This is a genomic window from Paeniclostridium hominis (assembly GCF_014306135.1).
Lineage (GTDB): Bacteria > Bacillota > Clostridia > Peptostreptococcales > Peptostreptococcaceae > Paraclostridium > Paraclostridium hominis.
The window spans coordinates 664,139-685,574 of record NZ_JACRWD010000001.1 but is presented as its reverse complement, the minus strand read 5'-3'; the positions used below and the strand labels follow the sequence as shown (position 1 = coordinate 685,574).

The window sequence follows — 21,436 nt, the reverse complement described above, 5'->3', positions numbered from 1 at the left end:
AATTATTAACATCTTTACTAATAATTAATATTATATTTTTCTATTTCCTATACTAATTTTTAAATATAAATTTATATGCACATAAAAAAAGAGCATAAAATGCTCTTTTATCTTTCTTTTAATATAGATTCTACTTTTGAGTTGTTGTACATACTATCTGGATCTTCAGCCCTTAAACTATAAAATGTCTTTTGAGCTTTATCTAAATCGCCTTCTTTATAGTAAATCATTCCAATATTATAATAACTATCATCATAATAATTATCTGATGGTTTATAAGTATTTATATATTTACTATAATACTTTATGGCTTCTTCATTATTATTTTCTTTTTCGTTTATTAAACCTAATTGATATATAGCTTCAGATATATATTTCTTTGTTTTACCATTTTTAAGTACTAATTTTAAATATTTTATAGCTTCTTTGTTATTTCCATCTTCTTTAAATTCCATAGCTTTATTAAATAAATCTTCTTCGTCCCCTACTATAATCTCATCTTTTTTATTATCTTCTTTTTGTGTTTTAGCTTGTTCTAACTCATCTTTAGTCTTATCTAATTTCTCACTAGTTTTATCAAGTTCTTTATTTTTTTCTGTAACCTGACTTGCAAGATGATTTAACTTTTTCTTATTATTTATATATAAAGCTCCTATTGCTATTACTAAAACTACTATTAAAGCATATAATGGAATATGATTTTTAGTTTTTTTACTTGCCTCTTTAGTTTTTTCATCATTAGTAATTTTACTTACTTCTTTTTCAAATAGACTGTTATCTTTATCTACAGCTTGTAATTTATCTAAATATTCATTAGCTTTTTCATTATCACCTAATTTTTCATATATCAAATGCAATAACAAATAAGGTTCTATAAGTTCTGGTTCTTCATTTATTATGTTTTCAAGTATTTGTATACTCTCTTGGTTTAAATCATTATTTACAAATCTTATAGCATGATTATATCTACTTAAAAATATACTAAATTCTTCTGAACTTAATAAATCTACATATTTTCTAGCTAATTGATTGTTATTGTAACATAAACTTTTATAGAAACTTTCAAAAGACTCATCAAAATTACATTTTAAAAATTTTAATAAACCTCTTAAATTTAGTATATCTACATCTTTTGGATTTAACTCTAATGCCTCTTCTACAATTTCAGTAGCACTAGTAATAAAGTTTCTATCTATCATATTTAAAGCTTCATTATACTTTTTGTAAGACTCTAATTTTAAAGCTCTAGTATCTTTAACCTGTCTCTTTGTCTTATGTTTTAAGTTAAGTATAGTTTCATCTTTACTATTAGCTGTTATGTAAGTCTTTTTAAGTGTTTTTAAAGTTTCATTTATCTCTTCATCATCTATATTAAAAAAAGTAGTATCATTGCTATCTTCTTCTATAAGTGATATGTCTATTATTTTTTTATGTAAGCTTTTTATATCACTTTTTATATATAACCTTAATATAGTAATCACCCTCTCTTTTTACTTTATCTATATAATAAAATACCATATTAAATTAATTTAGTCAAAATTATACATATTATAAAAAAATCTTACTTAATTTTTAAGTAAGATTTTTAAAATGCTATTTATTGATTAGTTTCTATTTGCAATTGCTGTTGATTAAATTGCTATTGTTGTACTTGTGACTGATTTACTTCATTTGAAATATCTTGTGTAATAGTTTGATCAGATACAACTTCTGTATTACTATCGCTAGAAGAATTATTTTCTGGTACAAATTGTTGTAGTTTTATTTCTGTATATTGAACTGCATCCATTGTGCCCATAGCTATTACACCTTGTTTTTTAGGATAATAGGATTTGGTTACTTTTTCTCTTTTTTCTAAATTTCCATTATTGTCTTTATATATCCTATATGTAGATACTACATATCCATCTCTTTCTTTTTCTAAAGTAGGATCATCGACTTTTTTTACAGAAGCAACTGAAACTTGATCTTTATTAGTTACTATTTCAATATTTTTTATCTTTTAAACTTCCATAAATCTCACATTTTATTGTATTTCCATAAACAGTATTTTTTGTGTAAATTAGATATTTTAAATTATTTTTAAATACAAAATCTATACTATCATCTGCTACAGCTGCATCTCTTCCCTTAGGTTAATATGACGATGGTATTGTTCTAAATATTCTAATCCTGCATATAATGTAGCATTATATAGTGTTGTAGATACCTGACATCCCCCGCTTCCTACACCTTCTTGAACTACCCCTTGAACTATAACAGGTGCATTTTTATACCCATTATTTAAAGTTCTTTTTTTGTATTTTCATTATACGAGAATGTTTCTCCTGGCATTAAAAGAATATAACTAGTTCTATTAGCAGCTAGTTTTATATTTTGATTTCTTCACGATACACCTTTATCAAACTTAGTTGAATAACTACCAAGAACTGTATCTATATTTTCTAGTTGAGATTTAGTTATCTTAGGATTTTCTTTATTAGTTATAATTTTACAATTTAAATTATGTTTTAATAAATTTCTTTTTATTTCTTTTGAAGTTTTTGATATCTCTATAGTTGCATCTTTAGATTCTCTATTTATATCTTTTGATATTTGATTTAATATTTTTGTTAATTTATTTTTATCATAATATACATCAATGCTAAGTACATTTTTCTTACCACATATAGATTTTAAAGTTTCTAGTAAGTTTTTAAATATATTAGCCTTTTTATTTAATAAAAAAGCATCTTCCACAGTTTTATCTATTTTATAATTAAAGTCTAATTTTTTAGGTTCGATCTTCCATGTTTTATCTTCAAAACTTAAAATTATATTTTTTTCTTTAAATTTGTTTTTTAGTTTATCTTTTGCATCTAATTTAGATAATTTTCCTATATCTAAATTCTATATATATACATTTTTCATTATTTTGTCACTTTTGCTTTCTATAAAATGCAAAAGTGATAACCCCCAACATAATAAGTAAAATTGTAATTCCAACAATATTTAATTACCTTTGCCTAGCTTTCATTATTATATATATCTCCTTAAATTATATTAAAAATAAAAGCGTGCTTTCACACGCTTTCGTTAAATCTTACTAATCTTATCTTCTAATACTTTGTATATTTGCTTTGTATATGGATTTATTAAATAGACTTGCTTAGATTTGAAAAATCCCCTATTTACAACAGCATAATAATAAATATCATTATTTTTTCCTATAAACTTATCTAAAACTTCTTTATCATATAAATATCTTAAAACTTTGTCTCTATCTTCAATCGTTACATGCTTATAACTTTCATCAAGTTCTTTTAATTTTTTCTCTAGTAAACTTTCTGCTGTACTTTTGCTTATAGTAAATTCCACATTACCATCTTTTGTAGCTCTCCAATGTCCATCTCCATAATTATTATTGTATGATTTTTTTGTATCTAAATACGAATATATATTTTTACTTCTAGGATCTATTAAAAATTCATCTATTTTATCTTTTCCTAAAAAAGTTTCTGCATAATAATATTTATGTCCATGAATCATTTGTTGGAATATATTAGCCCTTATATCATTTTTATCCATACCACTTTTTTTGGCTATCAATGCAGTTATTTCATCATTGGTCATAGAATATGTTTCTAGATCTTTTTCAAATTTAGCTGATAATTCATCTAAAGTATCGTCATTTAAATAATATTGTTTTAAATACTCTATGTTTTCTAAAGCCTCTTTGTAATTGCCAGTTTCATTCTCAGTTTTTGCTTTTTCTATATAATAATCATACATATCTTCAATACATTCTTCTTTTTTATCTTGAGCTAAATCATAATATTTTTTATCTTCTGATAGAACTTTATCATAATTTTGTATTGCTTCTTTATACATTTTTTTATTTTGATACTCAACACCTATGTTATAAACTTTTCTAGAGTCTTCTATTACGTCTATTTTTTTTGAATATACATAAATTTCATTTTTCGATATTTTAAGTGTAGATACAGCTTGTATATATCCAATAGCTGTTTTATAATTTATTTTTTCTTGTAGATATAAATCATTTACTCTTTTTGCTTGGTCTATTATATTATCTGCATCTATATAAACTGTATTTAATTCATTTATTATGTTTATAAGAGAAATAAAATAATCTTTACCTATTTCTCCTTTTATATATCTATCCCCATAGTTTATAAGGATTTTATTGACTTTTTTCGATAAATTTTTGCTAAATCTATTCATTTTATTTTCAGAAAACTCTTCTTTAACTTTATTATAATAAGATATTGCCTCAGAATAATTTCTATTTTCTATATACCCTATAAGTTTATTGCTTTCGCTACTTACACTAAAGCTATTTGCACCAAATATTATAAATATTCCTAATAAAATAATTCCTAAAATTGTTAAACAAATTTTTATTATTATCTTATTATTTTTATCTATAGTTTCTATTATTTTTTCAAAAAAAACTTTCATAATCATTCGCTTACCTTCCTTAAACAGTAATATAAATGTTTTATGCTTTATTATATCATATATAATAGGATTATTAACCATATTTTGTAATTCAACTCAAAAAAACAACATTTATCTAATGTTGTTTATAATATAAAAATAATACTAATATCATCTTTGCTCTTGTTTATTGTAAGATATTGTAAATATTTTTTATATTGTATATCTATATTATATCTAGTAAATACATTTTTTCGATATTCCCTTATAGTATTTGTTAAACTTTTATTCAACTCATCATAATTGTTAAAGCTGTTGGTAAACCCATCAGAAAATAACACAATTGAATCTAATTTTTCTAAATTGTTAAAGCTAATTTTTAAATCTATATATTTATATGCATCATCTAGATACATTGAATTTAAAACTCCATTTACTTTGTTTTCCTTATTATAATCTACAATATTAAATTCATTTAAATATTCAACTATATTTCCATCTCCAATTTGTAAATAAAGTTTTATTTTATTTGTAATTAGTACGCCTATAAGAGTAGTTCCATAAAGCACATAATCTATTTTATATACATTAGGTACTTTTTTTCTAAAATGATTTATAACGTACTTTCTCCATCTATTTTGTATAGACACTTGTATATAGTTTTCTTTACTAATATTTTTAATTAAATTATTTAATTCCTCTTCATCAAAATTTGCTATTTCATCATATAAATCAGTTAATATATCAATACATGCATCACAAGCAAACTCTGATCCTTTGTGACTATATTTACACCTATCTATTCCGTGTCCATCTCCTATTGCACAAATAATTCCATTTTCCAATTTTTTATACTTTAAATAATCTTGAGATCCTTTATTTTTAATTTTATTCTTATATCCTACTACACTACTACAAAAAACATCGTAGTTCATATAATCCCTCCTCTACCCTATTATTAATTATATTAAGATAAAGAAAAAAAAGTACAACATACGCCGTACTTTTTAAGATATTTTTCTTCTTCTAATTGTTTCTTTATTTCTTTGTGACCTTTTAGTTGCTGGTCTAATTTTCTTAGATCTATAAACTTTTTTACCAAAAATTCTTTTACAGTCACATAAGACCCAACATGGTGTCAATGTAATAATCATTCCTAAAGCTAATGCAATATAATATCTAAATCCTATGAATACTCCTGTTATTGAGTTTACTACTAATAATACACTCGTAATACTTAGGGATATTACAGATGATAACACAAGTATTCTTAAAATATCCGAAAATGTTTTAACAAATCTTGGCACCTTTTTATTTTTTTGGCTTTTTTTCATGTTTTTGCCCCCTAATATCAACAAATCATACATATATTCTAATATAATAAATATACCAAATTTGTATTAAAATAGCAATTCTTATTAGTAACATTCCTATAAGTTAGTTAATAAATTAAATTAAAACTAACTTTTAAAGGAGTGATTTATTTGCCTTGTCTTCCTAGCTTAGGCTCTAAAGCGCCTAATTTTAGTGCTAATACAACAAGCGGACCAATAAAATTATCTGATTACAAAGGAAAATGGGTTGTACTTTTTTCTCACCCTGGAGATTTTACACCTGTATGTACTACAGAATTTTTATGTTTTGCAAAATACTATTCAAATTTTCAAAAAAGAAATACAGAATTAATAGGACTTAGTGTTGATAGTAACAGTTCTCATTTGTCTTGGCTTGACAACATATATAGAAATACTGGAATCAAAATTCCATTTCCTATAATAGATGATAGAAAAATGGAAATAGCTCAATTATATGGAATGATCTCTGAACCTATGAGTGATTCAGTTACAGTTAGGTCAGTTTTTATAATTGACCCTAATCAGATATTAAGAACTATATTATATTATCCATTGACTACTGGAAGAAATATTCCTGAAATAATAAGAATTATAGATGCACTACAAACATCTGATGAACAAAATATTGTAACACCTGCAAATTGGCTTCCTGGTATGCCTGTTATACTTCCACCTCCAAAAACATACAAGGAATTAACTCAACGCATTAATAGTTGTTCTGAAAATGAAGATTTTATAGACTGGTATCTTTGCTTTATACCAGATAAAAACCCTAATTCAAAAAATTCTAATTTATATGAACCTATGAATTATAAGAAAAAAGTATGTAAATCTAAATCTAGACCTCAAATTTCAGCTCCATCTAGTAATATTGCAGAAAATCCTAACTGTCCAGATTTAGTTAGATTAGTAGGCACATATGTATTAGGTGATCCTTCAAATGTTGATGCTTTTTTACTTGATTTTGTTATTTATGCATTTGCTGAAATAAGACCTGATGGTACTTTATTCATTCCAACTCCTAAATATTTACGACAATTGCTAGCTTTAAGAAAAGATAATCCAGATTTAAATGTTATAGTTGCTATCGGTGGATGGGGGCAAGATGGATTTTCAGATGCTTCATTAACACCAACTTCTAGATATAACTTTGCAAGAGAAGTAAATGCACTTATTAATCAATATGACTTAGATGGTATTGATATTGATTGGGAATATCCTGCAAATAGTGCCGCTGGAATTAAATCTAGACCTGAAGATAAAGAAAACTTTACACTTCTTTTAACTGCTATTAGAGATATTATAGGTCCTGATAAATGGCTAAGTGTGGCTGGTACAGGTGATAGAGCATATATAAATAGAAGTGTTGAAATAGCTAAAATTGCACCTTTAATAAATCACTTTAACTTAATGAGTTATGACTTTACTGCTGGTGAAACAGGCCCTAATGCTCAAAAACATCAATCAAATCTATATGACTCTAATTTATCAATACCTGGTTATAGTGTAGATGCTATGGTTCAAAATTTAACTAATGCTGGAATGCCTTCACAAAAAATAATGCTTGGAGTTCCTTTTTACGGACGTTTAGGAGCTACAATTACAAGATCTTATGATCAACTTAGAAGAGATTATATTAATAAAAATGGATATGAATTCAGATTTGATAAAGATGCTCAAGTTCCATATCTAGTAAAAGATGGGGAATTTGCTATGTCATATGATGATATTCTTTCTATATATATAAAATCTCAATATGTCGTAGATAACTGTTTAGGTGGTATATTCTCTTGGATGTCTCCATATGACAAAGCTAATATACTTGCTAGAGCAATGAATCAAGGTATTAATGATCCTAATGAATTAAGAAGAGAAATAGAAGAAACTTACGGTCCTAACTTTTTAAACTAAAAAATAGTATATCAAATGATAGACTGTTTTTTATATTTTTAAAATTTTAATTTTTATTTTAATTAATATTTACATTTTTATTTTATATGATATAATAAATTTATTAAATAAACAGAATATAACTAATGGTAGAGGTCGCATTATTAAATATTACTATTATTGAGGAAAAGCACCTGTGAGATAATAGGAAAGGTAATAATGCCGAAATATATAAGTTTTGCTTTGAGCTTATATGTTGGGGTTATGTATAATATGCATAACACTGTCACTTTATGTGGAGAGCTATCTTTAGATTACGTTATTATATTTATATAATAATCTCAGGTCTAGAAGTATCTCTTTGTCTTCTAGACCTTTTTTAGTACTATGCTCCATTTTAAGTTATATTCTTATAAATTATTGGAGGTTATTATGTTAAAAAGAGAGAAAAGACAAGCTTCATTGGGCGATTCACTTTTATGCATAGGTGTTTTAGTATTTTTATTATGCATATCATTAACTAAATTAGGTGTTTCCGCTCATATACCATTAGCTTTAGGCGGAATATTTAGTGGTTTTATAGCTGTTTTTAAGCTAGGATTCACATGGAAAGAAATTGAAGAAGGTATATTATCTACTATAAATTCTACGATGCAAGCTATAATTATTCTTTTAATTGTAGGTATGTTAATTGGTACATGGATATTATCTGGTGTTGTTCCAAGCATGATTTATTGGGGATTAAATATATTATCACCAGGAATATTCTTAGTTGCTACAACTATAATATGTTCTATAGTTTCTATATCAACAGGTTCTTCTTGGACTACTGCAGGTACTATAGGTATTGCACTTTTAGGTATAGGTAGTGCACTTGGAATTCCTAAAGAAATAATAGCTGGTGCTATAATTTCTGGAGCATACTTTGGGGATAAGATGTCTCCTCTTTCAGATACTACAAATTTAGCTCCAGCTATGGCAGGAACTGATTTATTTACTCATATAAAGCATATGTTATATTCAACAATTCCTGCATATTTAATAGCGCTTATTATATATGCAGTTATAGGTTTTAAATATGCAGGTCAAGCTATAGATAGTAGTCAAATTACACAAATTCAACAAGCATTATCAGCAAGTTATAATACATTATCACCATTATTATTATTAATTCCAGCAGCTGTTATAATAATGGTAATTTTAAAAGTACCTGCTGTTCCAGGTCTTATAATAGGTACACTACTTGGTGGATTAGTAGCTATAGTTTTCCAAGGAGCTTCTTTTAAAGAAGTATTAGAGGTTGCTCAAGTTGGTTATACATCTAATAGTGGTATGGTCTTTGTCGATGAATTATTATCTCGTGGTGGACTTAATAGTATGTTAGGTACAGTATCACTTATGTTATGTGCTTTAGCTACTGGTGGTATACTTGAAAAAACTGGTATGTTAGAAGCTTTAGCTACTGCAATATTAAAGTTTGCAAAAGGAACTTTAGGGTTGGTTGCTGCAACTATATTTACTTGTATAGGAACTAATCTAGCAGTTGCTGATCAATATTTAGCTATAGTAATGCCTGGAAGTATGTATAGAGAAGCCTTCAAAAAACAAGGTTTAGCTCCTGAAAATTTATCACGTGCATTAGAGGATAGTGCCACTATAACTTCTCCACTTATTCCTTGGAATACATGTGGAGCTTACATGAGTGCTACTCTTGCAGTTGGATCATTTGCATTTTTACCATACGCATTTTTTAACTTGATATGTCCTATAATATCATTAACTTTAGCTGCTACGGGAATTGGTATAACAAAATTATCAAACCAATCAGATGTAAAGGTTGAAAAAGAAGAGTCAATTGCATAATAAAAGGATGGTTTTAACCATCCTTTTATTTTTTATATCCTATAATAGCTGCCCCTAATGCTCCTATTATTTGAGTATCCTCAGCTATATATATTTTCTTATTTAAACTCTCTTCAATCATATTTACAAGCACACTACATTTTGCTACCCCGCCTGTAAATGCAATTTCATCTAATATATCAATTCTAGATAACATTGATTTTGACCTATTTGCTATAGATTGTAATATACCTGCTGCTATAGATTCTTTAGATACACTTTTTGCTAATAGACTTATTATCTCTGATTCTGCAAAAACTGTACACATACTTGATATTATTTCAGGCTCAGCTCCTTTTGCTAAATCATCTATACTGCCAACATCGGTTCCTAACAAATTAGATGTCACTTGTAGAAATCTACCAGTTCCAGCTGCACATTTATCATTCATTATAAAATTAGATACATTTCCATCATTATCTAAATTTATTACCTTACTATCTTGTCCACCTATATCTAAAATAGTTTTTATGTTGTTGTTTAAAAAATGGATTCCCTTAGCATGACATGTTATTTCGGTTACTTTTTTATCTACAAAATCCATACTAACTCTTCCATATCCAGTTCCTATAACTTTTTTTATATCACTTTTTTCAATATCTTTAGTTAGTTTATTATAAACTTCGAGTGATGCACACTTAGGGCTCCATCCTGTTGGTATTATAATTTTTTTTATTATATTATTACCATCAAACAAAACTCCTTTAGTTGCTACAGAACCTGAATCTATACCTACACTGTACATAAAGTCCCCCTAATTTTAATCTATCATTTCTATAAATGCTTCAAATCTTGTTCTTAGTTGCTCTGTATCTGATTTTGAATAATCAGTTTCTATAGCCATATATGGCTTATTTTTAACTTCATTTACAAATTTTTTAATTCTATAGCTCTCTACATTAAATGTATGACATGCTTGTAATACAACATCTATTACTCCATCTATTTTATATTCATCTATTAACCTATTTAAAAGATCTATTCTTGCATCATTATTAACTATGCATGAACATGCTATATTTATGTATTTTTTAGCTATAGCATCTATCGGATCAGGATTATTTTCATCTACTAATTCATCATTAGATCTTATCCCTCCACAAGTTTCAAATGCAACTACAACTGCTCCACTATCTTCTATAGTTTTTACTATTTTTTCACTTACTCCACCTATTGGACATCCAGTTATTAGGATTCTTGGCTTATCCTCACTTACTGGTCTTTCTCCTTTTTCATATTTGTCTTTTATTGATACTATCATATCTTTTATACTATTTTTTAGTTCATCTCTATCAAATTTAAATCCAGAGTTATATAATACTTGGTGCATATCATATCCATTCATTGGTGGTGGAACTAACTTACCTAATTCATAAAACTCTTTTAATAATTTTCTTTCTTCATTTTTATCTTTTATAGCTTCTTTTAAATCTTCATCAGTTATTTTTACTGAGAATCTGTTTTCTAAATCTTCTTTTAAAACTTTAATTTCATTTTTCCAAAGTTCATATGCATATTTGCCATTTCTACTATTTGGAAGTTGCATTAAATGTAAATCTTTTATTTTTGCTAATTCTTCATACATTTTTTTCTTTCCATCACATGTTGTTTCTCCTATTAGTAAATCTGAAAAATAAAAGTATGGGCAAGTATCTGTTATAGCATGTCCAAAACTAGATTTAATAAGTGGACAAAGATTTCTCGGTAAAACCTTTTCAGCTTCTGGTATTGGCTCTTCACTTACTCCGCATACACCCACAGTTACAGCTTTAGCAGCCATAGGTATTTCAACTGGCGTAAATGCACAAAATACACCTACTAACTTTTTACCACTTTCTTTTAACTCTTTTGCTCTTATAAATCCATTTCTTCTAGCTTCACTAAATTCTTCGAATTTTTCTGGTAATGATATCATTGTCTTTCCCCCAATAACTATAATGATTTACAATGAAATTTTAACATATACCCTCTTTTTATGTACAATAGTAAAAAACTATACATTTTATATTAATTATAGCTTTTTACTATATATTTATCTTCTTATTATTATAAATACCATATATCCTATATAAATTAAACCTAGTATAATTCCTTCAATCTTATTCACTTCTTTTTTAGTAGTAGCAAATATATAAGTTATTATAGATATTATAAACATTATAAACATATCTATAAATACTACAGGATGAACTGCTATAGGGTTAATAAAAGCTGATATTCCCAATACAAATAATATATTAAAAATATTTGATCCTACTATATTTCCCATTGCTATATCACTCTCACCTTTTTTAGCTGCAACTACACTAGTTACTAACTCTGGCAAAGATGTTCCTACAGCGACTATTGTAAGTCCTACTAAATTTTCGCTCATTCCAAAAGCTAATGCTATATTAGTTGCACTCTTAACAACTAGATTTCCACCTAAAATAATTCCTATTATACCAATTAAACTTATTAATACACTCTTTAGTATAGATGATTTAGAATCTCCTTGTTCTACTTTCATTTCTTCTTTTGAAGTTATAGCCATTTCTAAAAGATAATACATAAATATTGAAAATAGTGCAAGTAACATAAGTCCATCTGACTTAGTTAATTCATTTTCACTATATCCTTGAAACCTCACATCGTGAGACAATATTAAAAGAACTAATGACGATAATAAAATAAAAGGAAATTCTTTTAATATTGTGGTCTTTTGAACTTTGACAGGTCTTATTATAGATGCAATACCAACTACAGCTAACAAGTTAAATATATTAGATCCAACTACATTGGCTATGGCAATATCATTATTTCCACTTAATGCAGCTGTTACACTTACTGCAGCCTCTGGGGCACTAGTTCCAAATGCTACAATAGTAAGTCCTATTACTATTGTCGGTATTTTTAAAGATTTTGCTATTGAAGATGTTCCACTAACAAAAAAATCTGCACATTTTATAAGTACTATAAATCCAATTATAAGCAGTAAAAAACTCATATAAATTCTCCTTTTTTATATTTTAGATTTATATTAACCATATATATATTTATTTATAACTTTATTTAAAATCATATAATAAATTGTACTAATACAATTTTTTTATTTTGTATAAATATGTTAAATATAATATTTCCATAGTAATATATAATTATAAATTTTATTAATGGAGGTTTTTGTATGATAAAAAAAGTTGCTGCTATTCATGATTTATCTGGAATTGGAAGATGTTCTTTAACTGTTGCAATTCCCATATTATCAGCTTTAAAAATACAATGTTGTCCTTTTCCAACAGCTATATTATCAAGTCAAACAGGCTATCCAAAATATTCATTTTTAGATTTAACATCTGAAATGGTTTCTTATAAAAAAGTCTGGAATGAACTTAACGTAGATTTTGATTGTATATATAGTGGATTTTTAGGATCTGAAGATCAGATTGACATAGTATCTGACTTTATAAATGATAATAAAAATTCATTAGTTATAGTAGATCCAGTAATGGGTGATAATGGATATCTATATCCAATATTTAACAAAACCATGTGTAATAAAATAAAAAATTTAGTTAAACACTCAAATATAGTTACCCCTAATATAACTGAAGCTCTGATATTAACAGAATCAGACTATACTCAAATTAACCTTTGTAAAGATGAACTTATATCATTAGCCAAGAAGGTATCTGATTTAGGTCCTAGTAAAGTTGTTATAACCGGTATAATTTTAGATAATAAAATTCATAATTTAGCATTTGATAAAAATTCAAATGAAGTTTATTTTACATCTACTGATTTTAACAATATATCTTATAGTGGTACAGGTGATTTATTTACGTCTATACTAACTGGCATGATATTAAATGGTCATTCCTTAAAATATAGCGTTGATATTGCCAGCCAATTTATACATAAATCTATTTTATATACATCAAAATTTAATGTCGACAGAAATGATGGTGTTATGTTTGAAATGTTTTTAAGTGATTTAATATCTCATATTTAATATTTAGGTATCTTCAAATAATTTTTTTATTTAAGATACCTAATTTTTATATACTTTATAAATTTAGTAGGCTTTTTTTAAAAAATCATAATTAACTGTTAATTTAAATTTATTATTATTTATTATTATTTTATATCCTCTTAAATAAATTTTTTTTAAATCTCTTACTATATTTGGTTTATTATCTATAAAATTAAATTTATGATTATTTATATCATCATAACTGTATATATTATTTAAAATATTTAACTCTGACTTTAGATTTTGTTTAGTCTGAAGATTTTTAACATTCTTTTCATACATATTATCAAATTGTGTTTGGTATAAATCTAAATATCTTTCATTATATAATATAAATTTATCTATTATAGTTTCTTTTAAACTTTTATCTTCTATACTTTTATAATTGTAATTTAAATAAAGTAATATATATCTTGAGTCAACTTTATTTTCTATAAATCGATTTAATTTATTATCTATATAGTAATCATCACAATACCCATTTATATCAATATTGCTATATAAAATAACAAGTAACAATATTAATAATATTTTTTTCATTTTCTTCTCCTTTCTATCTTTAAATACTTGTTTATATATTGTCTAAAAATTTACTTTTGTATCCTATTTTTTCATAGATTATATTTATATAAATTGTAAAAAATATATTTAACGTTTAATAAATAGAGGTGATAATATGAATAATGCACATAAAAGAAATTCTTTTTTTATCATTGCTATATTTATAATAGCTGGTTTTTTAATAAGTGGAGAGTTTGACATATTTGATAAAATAAAAACCCAAATATTAAATCCTAGTTCAAATACAACCGAATACAACTGGTATTTTAATCCTAGAGAAGATAAAAAACAACCAACACCTATTAAAGAAGCTTCTTTCTTTAAAAAATATGGTGCCTATTATGTGGGGGATCCCAATGAAAAAGTAATATACCTAACTTTTGACGCAGGTTATGAAAGTGGTAATACAGAAAAAATATTAGATACTTTAAAAAAACATAATGCACCTGCAGCTTTCTTTGTTGTAGACCATTATTTAAAAACAAATCCAGAATTAATAAAAAGAATGGCTAAAGAAGGACATTTAGTTTGTAATCATTCAAAAAGTCATCCATCAATGGCTGGCATAACTGATTTTGAAAAATTCAAAACAGAAATAATATCAGTTGAAGAAAGATATAAAGAGATAACTGGTAAAGATATGCCAAAATTCTTCAGACCTCCTATGGGAAAATTTAGTGAGCAATCACTTAAATATACTCAAGATTTAGGATACAATACTATATTCTGGAGCTTTGCATATGTAGATTGGTATGAAGATAAACAACCTTCTCATAACGATGCTAAAGAAAAAATATTCTCAAGAACACATCCAGGAGCTATAGTTTTACTTCATCCTAATTCTAAGACAAACACAGATATATTAGATGAAGTTATAACTCATTGGAAAAAAGAAGGCTATACTCTAAAAAGTTTAGATAACCTTACAAAGAAAAATAATTCTATAAATAATAATTCAAAATCTATAAAAAGTAATTAAAATAAAAAAGCAGATATAAAATTTTATATCTGCTTTTTTATTTTATGCATCTAATAAAACTAACTTTCCGTTATAAGTTCCTATCCAGTATGGTTTATATATGCTTTTAATATCTATAACTTTTATATCGTGAATATGTCCCTTATTATTAATAATTATGTTTTTAAGTAATTTTAGTATTTCATTTTTCATACTTTCTAGCATACTATCTTCATCCATGTTAGATTTTTTTATATATTTTTTAGATATATTTATCCTAGATGTTTTAGGAATTTTAGTTATAGATTCTGAAAATCCCGTATGAGTATTTACTAACATAGTAATTTTATTACTACTTTTATCTTGTTTAAATATATGTTTTCCCTTACTCTTAAGAGTTACATCATATGTAATAACTTTATATTCTATATATTGAAGCTTTGTATTTTTTATTCTAGGATTTAATTGAACTACCTTGCTCATTAAAGGTACTTTATCTCTTTCAATTTTTTTCATATCACTTTTTTGTACTTTAACTTCAATAGCATCAATTAACATGATTTTCCTCCCACAGATATATTTTAGTCTTTATATATTATATTAAAGTCTTTATATATTTAATATATATGTAATCTAAAATCTATATAAATATATAAATTAAAATTTCCTTTTTTATAGTATTATTTAATTTTTATTTAAATTGCTAATATTACTGTGTTAATTTTTACATTTTTAATATACTTTATTAATAAGTTTTATATTTTTTTGAATTATTTAACACGAATTTTGTAATGAATTTTGATAAATATAATAATTAAATAATATGTAAAGGATTGATTGTCATGAGATTTTTTAAACATATATTTACAGTACTAATAATAGTTATTTTTATAACTCCATATAGCTATTGCTTAAATAATACAAGTTCTAAGTTGCCTAAAATAACTATTGTTTCACCATATAATGCTCAACAATATATAATTTCTAAGCCAACTATAAAAGCTACATTTAGCAGTAATGATATAGATAAAAATTCTATTAAACTGTATTTAAACTATAAAGATGTTACTAAAGATTGTTTAATAAATAATAATTCTATATCTTATAAACCTAAAAAGAAATTAAAAAGAGGTACTCAAATAGTAAAAATACAAGTCAATGATTTAGAGAAAAATAAATCAAGTTTAGAGTGGTATTTTAATGTAGGTACACCTAATTACAATCATTATTATGGACTGATTCATTCTCATACATCAAATAGTGATGGTCATGGTAGTTTTGAAGATGCTTATTATAGTGCTAAATTTAATGCAAAATTAGACTTTTTTGCTATAACTGAACACTCTAATATGCTAGATAATGACGTAAATTCTAAATTAAATGATGCTTCTAATAGTAAAAAATGGAATAATTTAACTAAAGTAGCTAATGATTATAATTCTAATGGTAAATTTCTAGCTATTAAGGGATTTGAAATGACTTATCCATATGAAAATATAAAAAATCCTATAGGTCATATAAATATATTTAATACTCCAGGTTTTATATCCACAAATAATAGTTTATATTCTGATTTAAATAATTTTTATAAAGCTATTTCTAAAGAGGATAATATTATAGCTCAATTTAATCATCCATGTGATACATTTGGAAGGTTTAACAACTTTAAATATGATTTAGATGCTGATAATGTTATCTCTTTGATAGAGGTAGGTAATGGATATAAAAAAGATATTAATAAAAATAGATTAGCATTTGATGAATATCAAAAAGCTTTAGATCTAGGCTGGCATCTAGGACCTACTGCCAATCAAGATAATCATATAACAAATTGGGGAGTTGCAAATGAATTTAGAACCGTAGTTTTATGTACAGATTTAAATGAAGGCGCATTTTATAATTCTTTAAAAAATATGAGAGTTTATGCAACTCAAGATAAAAATATAAAAATAGATTATACTATAAACGATGAAATTATGGGCTCAACTATAAAAAATTCATCTAATTTATACTTTAATATTAGTGTAATAGATAATGATATTAAAGATAAGATAAAAAAAATTGATGTCATATCTAACAACGGCAAAATTATAGCATCTAAAGATTTTAATTCTAATTTAGCTAAACTAGAATTTAAACTAAATAACTTAAAAAATTCTTATTATTACATTAAAGTTTATCAAAATGATAATAAAATTTCAGTAACTGCTCCTATTTGGATTGAATTTAATAAAAAGTAATGATGAAAGATTATCCTTTCATCATTACTTTTATATAAACGCCTACGCCATTGGTAGTATCAGTTGTTATTACATGTGATAATGCACCTATTATTTTTTTATTTTGAACTATAGGTGATCCACTCATACCTTGTACTATTCCACCATATTTTTTTAATAATTTTTTATCTATTATTTTAAAATTAAAACTTTCAATATTTCCATTATCATTTTTATTGACTTTAGTTATTTTAATTTTATATCTTTTATTTTTTTCGTTCTGATTGTGTTTCATAATAACATATGCAGGACCTTCTTTAATATCTTTTTCATCTGCAACCTTATATGTTTTTTTCTCTTTTAAATCTGAATTAAAATTTACTTTACCACTAATTCCATATTCATCTATTTTAAATATATTACCTTTTGATTTTGGTATTTTATTTCCATTTATATTTCCAACATATTTTTTTGCAGATTTATTTATAGATACTATATTTGAATCGTAAATTTCACCTTTATTATTTAATATAGTTTTATTATTATAAAATTCTATATTATGTCCTACAGCCTTAAATTTATAATCATTAGGATTTATATATGTTAACGTAGCTGTGTAAGGAATTTTATCTATTAAATTAATAGGATTTATTTGATACTTGTCTAAGTTTACAGTAATTAAATTATCATTTCTCAATAAATTTAATTTAATTTTGTCTTTTTCTTTCATAGTAATTAGTAACTGTATTAAATCTTGTTTAGATCTTATTTTAACATTTTCTTGATTAAACATTTTTCTCACTATATCTCCACTTACACTTTCTACTAAATCATAATTTTTAAGCAAAGAATCCTTGCTAACTCCAAATATTATTACTTTGTTAGTATTTAACTCAAGATGTAAAAGTTCTCCTCCTATAATAACTTCCTTAGGTATTTTTTCATTTTTTTGCATTGAATAAGCATCATTTGGTAATAATATTATTAACATAGTTATAATAAAAAAAATAAAAAATTTAATGTCCTTAGATGATTTCATATAGTGTCACCTTCTTAAGTCAATTTAGTGTTTGTAATGTTATTATTAGCTTAAATATAGTTTTATATAATGGTTACTATTTTACATAATTCCCATAGTTATATTTACCTACTAAAAATAAAAAGCCATCTTAATTTTAAGATAGCTTTTACATTATATTATATCTAAGTGTCCATAATTATTTTCTATAACTATGCCTTTACTTTTGAAATCTATACTATTTTTAAATAAAGGTCCATCAATTACAAATGTATGATATTCGCCATTTTCTCCACAAGCATCAGCACCAGTAGATTTTATTTCTTCAACCACACTTTTAGTAAGTTTTTTTCCTAATAAATCTTTACTTAGATATTTTAAGTTTACAGTCTTTATTATAGTTGTAAAACCACTATCTATAAATTCATAAACCAATGATTCTCTGTTTTCTTGCCATAATGGAAATTCTGCTTTAAGGCCTGCTTTTTCACATCTTTCTATATCCCATTTTTTATGATTTTGTATATCTATATCTCCAAATGCACAAATTTGGGCTCCCATTTTTTTTGCTTTTAAAAGTGCCTTTTCAAATTCTTCCTCATACTCACATACGTCACATTCTACTTTCAAAAGTGGTATTTCTAAACTCTCACTAACTTTTTCTAGTAATTTATTAGTTATTCCATGAGTCCATGATTTATCAATGTCTTTTTTTATTGTTGTTAAAAGTGCTAATGGTTTATATCCTTTTTTTATCATTCTATATAATGCTAATGTGCTGTCTTTTCCTCCACTAAATGACATAATAAATTTATTATTCATCTGTTAAACCTCTCTTAATATGTATTTTAGTTTTATTTTATCATATATGCTTATTTTGCCAAATATATATCTTAGATATATATTAACTTACTATAAAAAATGTTCCTATAAACAATAATATCGCACCTATATACTTATATAAATGCATAGATTGTTCTTTTAAAACTACTATATCCATAAAAAAACCTATAAGAATTTGAGAAACTACGATAACAATTAATGTATTAGATAATCCTAATCCTGGTATAGCTTTAGTTGTAAAATATATTATAAATCCTCCAAATATACCTCCCAGTAAAAACTTAGGACTTATAGAACTTAAATCTAACAATGAATTCGTATTACCTGTTAAAAAAATACTTATTAAAAAAAATATTGCACCTACAACCAAGCTTATAAATGTAGCTATAAGTGGAGATGTGTTTTTTCCTAATTCTCCATTTATAAAAGATTCTAATGCAGTTGATCCACCTGCTAATACAGCAAATAATATAGCAACTATCTGTGACAAATAACTCCCTCCTTTGTATAATAAAATTTTATGATACAAGTCCTTTTTGCATTACAAATTTATATAAAATTTAAATAAACTATTTTATACTTATTAAATTTTTGTTATAATCACTTTAATAATTAAAGAGGTGATAGATATGAATATAAATTTTAGCTTTAATAGCTTTAATAAAAAAGAAAATGCAAATAACTTTATAATTTTAGGAATAATTCTGTTAGTAGTTGGAACTATATCTTTATTATTTAGAAGTGTAGGTATTAAATTATTATCATTTGGTTTAGGTGCTATTACTTTATTTTTAGCATATTTAAATCTAAAAACTATAAATGAGCTTAAAAGATATGAATCAAAGGAAAATATAAAACCGTATATAGATAAGCAAATAATACTTCTAATTGTAGCTATACTATTTTTTGTATTCCCTCAAAAAGTACAAGGATTTTTTTCTTCTATACTTGGTGCATTTCTTGTTGTAAATCAACTTATGCTACTAATTAAAGGAAAAAATAATCCTTATATAAAATTCAATGGATTTAATGGATTTTTATTAATCTGCGGATTACTATTAATAGTATCTCCCTTATTTTTATCTGGATTTATAGCTACATTCTTATCATTAATATTGGTTTTAATTGGTTTCCAATTATTATCTATTGGAAATAGATTAAAAAAATTATAAAAGTGGTACCTTATATTAAGGTACTATTTTTTATTTTTTAAATAATTACTGATTTGTGCATAAATATTTTTTATGATAATATTGTATAGTAAATTTAATAATAACTAAAGAAAAGGTGATTAACTTGACAAATTTTAAATATGCCTTTGATAATAAAAGGTATCATACATGGAATTATTACCTTAGAAATACTTTCGGAGAAAAAGTGTTTAAGGTATCTATAAATGCTGGTTTTTCTTGCCCTAATATAGATGGGACTATTGCTTATGGAGGATGTACTTATTGTAGTAAACAAGGATCTGGAGATTTTGCTGGAAACCCAAATGACAATTTAATTAAGCAATTTGAAGATATAAAACAAATGATGCACAAAAAATGGCCTAATGCAAAGTATATTGGTTATTTTCAAGCCTTTACGAATACACACGCTCCTGTAAATGTATTAAAAGATAAATATGAAACAATACTTAATTTAGAAGACGTTATAGGATTATCTATATCTACTAGACCTGATTGTCTTCCTGATGATGTTTTAGAGTACTTAGCTGAACTTAATAAAAAGACTAATCTTTGGGTTGAGTTAGGACTGCAAACTATCCATGATAAAACATCTAAAATTATAAATAGGGGTCATGATTATAATACATTTTTAGAAGGTGTTGAAAAATTAAAAAAACATAATATAAAAACAGTTGTTCACATTATAAACGGACTTCCTGGTGAAGATTATAATATGATGATGGAAACAGCTAAAGCTGTAGCTGACCTTGGAGTTCATGGAATAAAAATTCATTTACTTCATGTTTTAAAAGGAACTCCTATGGAAAAAATGATTGATAATAATACACTTACATTAATGGAAAAAGATGATTATATAAATTTAGTTTGTGACCAACTAGAAATACTTCCTCCTGAAATGATTGTTCATAGACTCACTGGTGATGGTAAAAGAGATGAAATGGTGGGTCCTATGTGGAGTTTAAAAAAATGGGAAGTTTTAAACGCAATAGACGATACTATGCGTGATAGAGATTCTTACCAAGGAATTAAATATAAAAAGGCTTAA

The 21,436-nt window shown here is 25.2% G+C and carries 21 protein-coding genes, 2 pseudogenes and 1 riboswitch; of the genes and pseudogenes, 7 read left to right on the top strand and 16 right to left on the bottom strand.

Going from position 1 to position 21,436, the window contains the following annotated elements; translation table 11 throughout:
* Positions 1–107: 107 nt before the first annotated feature.
* The 8 genes and pseudogenes from H8891_RS15560 to H8891_RS03230 all read right to left on the bottom strand — a co-directional run bounded on the left by H8891_RS15560 (position 108) and on the right by H8891_RS03230 (position 5,774).
* Complete coding sequence (locus tag H8891_RS15560; RefSeq protein WP_187005171.1) at positions 108–1,481, bottom strand: tetratricopeptide repeat protein; 1,374 nt, start codon at positions 1,479–1,481, stop codon at positions 108–110.
* A 158-nt stretch (positions 1,482–1,639) separates the two neighbouring features.
* A complete protein-coding gene (locus H8891_RS03265; RefSeq protein WP_187005170.1) occupies positions 1,640–1,798 on the bottom strand; it encodes a hypothetical protein in 159 nt (52 codons plus the stop codon).
* A 187-nt stretch (positions 1,799–1,985) separates the two neighbouring features.
* Positions 1,986–2,123, bottom strand: a pseudogene (locus tag H8891_RS15670) (VanW family protein); the annotation flags it as partial.
* Positions 2,111–2,373, bottom strand: a pseudogene (locus H8891_RS15665) (VanW family protein). The pseudogenes H8891_RS15665 and H8891_RS15670, both read right to left, overlap by 13 nt.
* Positions 2,374–2,385: 12 nt before the next feature.
* A complete protein-coding gene (locus tag H8891_RS03245) occupies positions 2,386–2,784 on the bottom strand; it encodes a peptidoglycan binding domain-containing protein (protein WP_330606212.1) in 399 nt (132 codons plus the stop codon).
* Positions 2,785–3,075: 291 nt separating this feature from the next.
* Positions 3,076–4,467, bottom strand: coding sequence for a UbiD family decarboxylase (locus H8891_RS03240; RefSeq protein ID WP_187005169.1), 1,392 nt, complete (start codon positions 4,465–4,467; stop codon positions 3,076–3,078).
* Between the two features lie 119 nt (positions 4,468–4,586).
* Positions 4,587–5,375: a protein phosphatase 2C domain-containing protein gene (locus H8891_RS03235; RefSeq protein ID WP_187005168.1), complete on the bottom strand. Its 789-nt coding sequence runs from the start codon at positions 5,373–5,375 to the stop codon at positions 4,587–4,589.
* Between the two features lie 72 nt (positions 5,376–5,447).
* On the bottom strand, positions 5,448–5,774 hold the full coding sequence (locus tag H8891_RS03230) for a hypothetical protein (protein ID WP_187005167.1): 327 nt from the start codon (positions 5,772–5,774) through the stop codon (positions 5,448–5,450).
* A gap of 141 nt (positions 5,775–5,915) precedes the next feature.
* Here H8891_RS03230 and H8891_RS03225 point away from each other — a divergent pair, with 141 nt between their 5' ends.
* Both H8891_RS03225 and nhaC read left to right on the top strand, forming a co-directional pair.
* Positions 5,916–7,706: a peroxiredoxin gene (locus H8891_RS03225; RefSeq protein ID WP_334298950.1), complete on the top strand. Its 1,791-nt coding sequence runs from the start codon at positions 5,916–5,918 to the stop codon at positions 7,704–7,706.
* Between the two features lie 121 nt (positions 7,707–7,827).
* Positions 7,828–7,999, top strand: a riboswitch (Lysine riboswitch).
* 118 nt (positions 8,000–8,117) lie between these two features.
* A complete protein-coding gene (gene nhaC / locus H8891_RS03220) occupies positions 8,118–9,548 on the top strand; it encodes a Na+/H+ antiporter NhaC (protein ID WP_187005165.1) in 1,431 nt (476 codons plus the stop codon).
* Positions 9,549–9,573: 25 nt separating this feature from the next.
* On the opposite strand, the gene H8891_RS03215 is transcribed toward nhaC, so the two are convergent.
* From H8891_RS03215 to H8891_RS03205, 3 genes are all read right to left on the bottom strand, one after another.
* Positions 9,574–10,332 carry an acyl-CoA dehydratase activase gene (locus H8891_RS03215; protein ID WP_187005164.1) on the bottom strand — a complete coding sequence of 253 codons (759 nt, stop codon included), beginning with the start codon at positions 10,330–10,332 and terminating at the stop codon, positions 9,574–9,576.
* 15 nt (positions 10,333–10,347) lie between these two features.
* The gene (locus H8891_RS03210; RefSeq protein ID WP_187005163.1) at positions 10,348–11,502 is read right to left on the bottom strand and encodes a double-cubane-cluster-containing anaerobic reductase; all 1,155 of its coding nucleotides are present in this window, start codon (positions 11,500–11,502) and stop codon (positions 10,348–10,350) included.
* A 117-nt stretch (positions 11,503–11,619) separates the two neighbouring features.
* Positions 11,620–12,573, bottom strand: coding sequence for a calcium/sodium antiporter (locus H8891_RS03205; RefSeq protein WP_187005162.1), 954 nt, complete (start codon positions 12,571–12,573; stop codon positions 11,620–11,622).
* 180 nt (positions 12,574–12,753) lie between these two features.
* Here H8891_RS03205 and H8891_RS03200 point away from each other — a divergent pair, with 180 nt between their 5' ends.
* Positions 12,754–13,578: a pyridoxamine kinase gene (locus H8891_RS03200; protein ID WP_187005161.1), complete on the top strand. Its 825-nt coding sequence runs from the start codon at positions 12,754–12,756 to the stop codon at positions 13,576–13,578.
* A gap of 63 nt (positions 13,579–13,641) precedes the next feature.
* Here the strand turns inward: H8891_RS03200 and H8891_RS03195 are convergent, their stop codons facing one another.
* The gene (locus H8891_RS03195; RefSeq protein WP_187005160.1) at positions 13,642–14,139 is read right to left on the bottom strand and encodes a hypothetical protein; all 498 of its coding nucleotides are present in this window, start codon (positions 14,137–14,139) and stop codon (positions 13,642–13,644) included.
* Positions 14,140–14,275: 136 nt separating this feature from the next.
* Between H8891_RS03195 and pdaA the strand changes: the two genes are divergently transcribed.
* On the top strand, positions 14,276–15,139 hold the full coding sequence (pdaA, locus tag H8891_RS03190) for a delta-lactam-biosynthetic de-N-acetylase (protein ID WP_187005159.1): 864 nt from the start codon (positions 14,276–14,278) through the stop codon (positions 15,137–15,139).
* A 42-nt stretch (positions 15,140–15,181) separates the two neighbouring features.
* Here pdaA and H8891_RS03185 read toward each other — a convergent pair whose 3' ends face one another.
* Positions 15,182–15,676: a hypothetical protein gene (locus H8891_RS03185; protein ID WP_187005158.1), complete on the bottom strand. Its 495-nt coding sequence runs from the start codon at positions 15,674–15,676 to the stop codon at positions 15,182–15,184.
* A gap of 284 nt (positions 15,677–15,960) precedes the next feature.
* On the opposite strand from H8891_RS03185, the gene H8891_RS03180 reads away from it, so the two are divergent.
* Positions 15,961–17,358, top strand: a complete 1,398-nt coding sequence (locus H8891_RS03180; RefSeq protein ID WP_187005157.1) for a CehA/McbA family metallohydrolase — start codon at positions 15,961–15,963, stop codon at positions 17,356–17,358.
* Positions 17,359–17,368: 10 nt separating this feature from the next.
* Here the strand turns inward: H8891_RS03180 and H8891_RS03175 are convergent, their stop codons facing one another.
* The 3 genes from H8891_RS03175 to H8891_RS03165 all read right to left on the bottom strand — a co-directional run bounded on the left by H8891_RS03175 (position 17,369) and on the right by H8891_RS03165 (position 19,688).
* Entirely contained in the window at positions 17,369–18,328 is a 960-nt protein-coding gene (locus H8891_RS03175; RefSeq protein WP_187005156.1) for a SpoIVB peptidase S55 domain-containing protein, read from the bottom strand.
* 201 nt (positions 18,329–18,529) lie between these two features.
* Complete coding sequence (locus tag H8891_RS03170) at positions 18,530–19,177, bottom strand: Dph6-related ATP pyrophosphatase (RefSeq protein WP_147545093.1); 648 nt, start codon at positions 19,175–19,177, stop codon at positions 18,530–18,532.
* Positions 19,178–19,259: 82 nt separating this feature from the next.
* On the bottom strand, positions 19,260–19,688 hold the full coding sequence (locus tag H8891_RS03165; protein ID WP_187005155.1) for a DMT family transporter: 429 nt from the start codon (positions 19,686–19,688) through the stop codon (positions 19,260–19,262).
* A 139-nt stretch (positions 19,689–19,827) separates the two neighbouring features.
* Here H8891_RS03165 and H8891_RS03160 point away from each other — a divergent pair, with 139 nt between their 5' ends.
* Positions 19,828–20,370: a DUF308 domain-containing protein gene (locus H8891_RS03160; RefSeq protein WP_187005154.1), complete on the top strand. Its 543-nt coding sequence runs from the start codon at positions 19,828–19,830 to the stop codon at positions 20,368–20,370.
* A gap of 124 nt (positions 20,371–20,494) precedes the next feature.
* Complete coding sequence (locus H8891_RS03155; protein ID WP_187005153.1) at positions 20,495–21,436, top strand: TIGR01212 family radical SAM protein; 942 nt, start codon at positions 20,495–20,497, stop codon at positions 21,434–21,436.

Excerpts from the sequence above, each read along its gene's own strand:
- H8891_RS03265 (WP_187005170.1), bottom strand. The coding sequence starts at position 1,798 with ATGGGCACAATGGATGCAGTTCAATATACAGAAATAAAACTACAACAA.
- H8891_RS03240 (WP_187005169.1), bottom strand. The coding sequence starts at position 4,467 with ATGATTATGAAAGTTTTTTTTGAAAAAATAATAGAAACTATAGATAAA.
- H8891_RS03235 (WP_187005168.1), bottom strand. The coding sequence starts at position 5,375 with ATGAACTACGATGTTTTTTGTAGTAGTGTAGTAGGATATAAGAATAAA.
- H8891_RS03230 (WP_187005167.1), bottom strand. The coding sequence starts at position 5,774 with ATGAAAAAAAGCCAAAAAAATAAAAAGGTGCCAAGATTTGTTAAAACA.
- nhaC (WP_187005165.1), top strand. The coding sequence starts at position 8,118 with ATGTTAAAAAGAGAGAAAAGACAAGCTTCATTGGGCGATTCACTTTTA.
- H8891_RS03215 (WP_187005164.1), bottom strand. The coding sequence starts at position 10,332 with ATGTACAGTGTAGGTATAGATTCAGGTTCTGTAGCAACTAAAGGAGTT.
- H8891_RS03210 (WP_187005163.1), bottom strand. The coding sequence starts at position 11,502 with ATGATATCATTACCAGAAAAATTCGAAGAATTTAGTGAAGCTAGAAGA.
- H8891_RS03205 (WP_187005162.1), bottom strand. The coding sequence starts at position 12,573 with ATGAGTTTTTTACTGCTTATAATTGGATTTATAGTACTTATAAAATGT.
- H8891_RS03200 (WP_187005161.1), top strand. The coding sequence starts at position 12,754 with ATGATAAAAAAAGTTGCTGCTATTCATGATTTATCTGGAATTGGAAGA.
- H8891_RS03195 (WP_187005160.1), bottom strand. The coding sequence starts at position 14,139 with ATGAAAAAAATATTATTAATATTGTTACTTGTTATTTTATATAGCAAT.
- pdaA (WP_187005159.1), top strand. The coding sequence starts at position 14,276 with ATGAATAATGCACATAAAAGAAATTCTTTTTTTATCATTGCTATATTT.
- H8891_RS03185 (WP_187005158.1), bottom strand. The coding sequence starts at position 15,676 with ATGTTAATTGATGCTATTGAAGTTAAAGTACAAAAAAGTGATATGAAA.
- H8891_RS03180 (WP_187005157.1), top strand. The coding sequence starts at position 15,961 with ATGAGATTTTTTAAACATATATTTACAGTACTAATAATAGTTATTTTT.
- H8891_RS03175 (WP_187005156.1), bottom strand. The coding sequence starts at position 18,328 with ATGTTAATAATATTATTACCAAATGATGCTTATTCAATGCAAAAAAAT.
- H8891_RS03170 (WP_147545093.1), bottom strand. The coding sequence starts at position 19,177 with ATGAATAATAAATTTATTATGTCATTTAGTGGAGGAAAAGACAGCACA.
- H8891_RS03160 (WP_187005154.1), top strand. The coding sequence starts at position 19,828 with ATGAATATAAATTTTAGCTTTAATAGCTTTAATAAAAAAGAAAATGCA.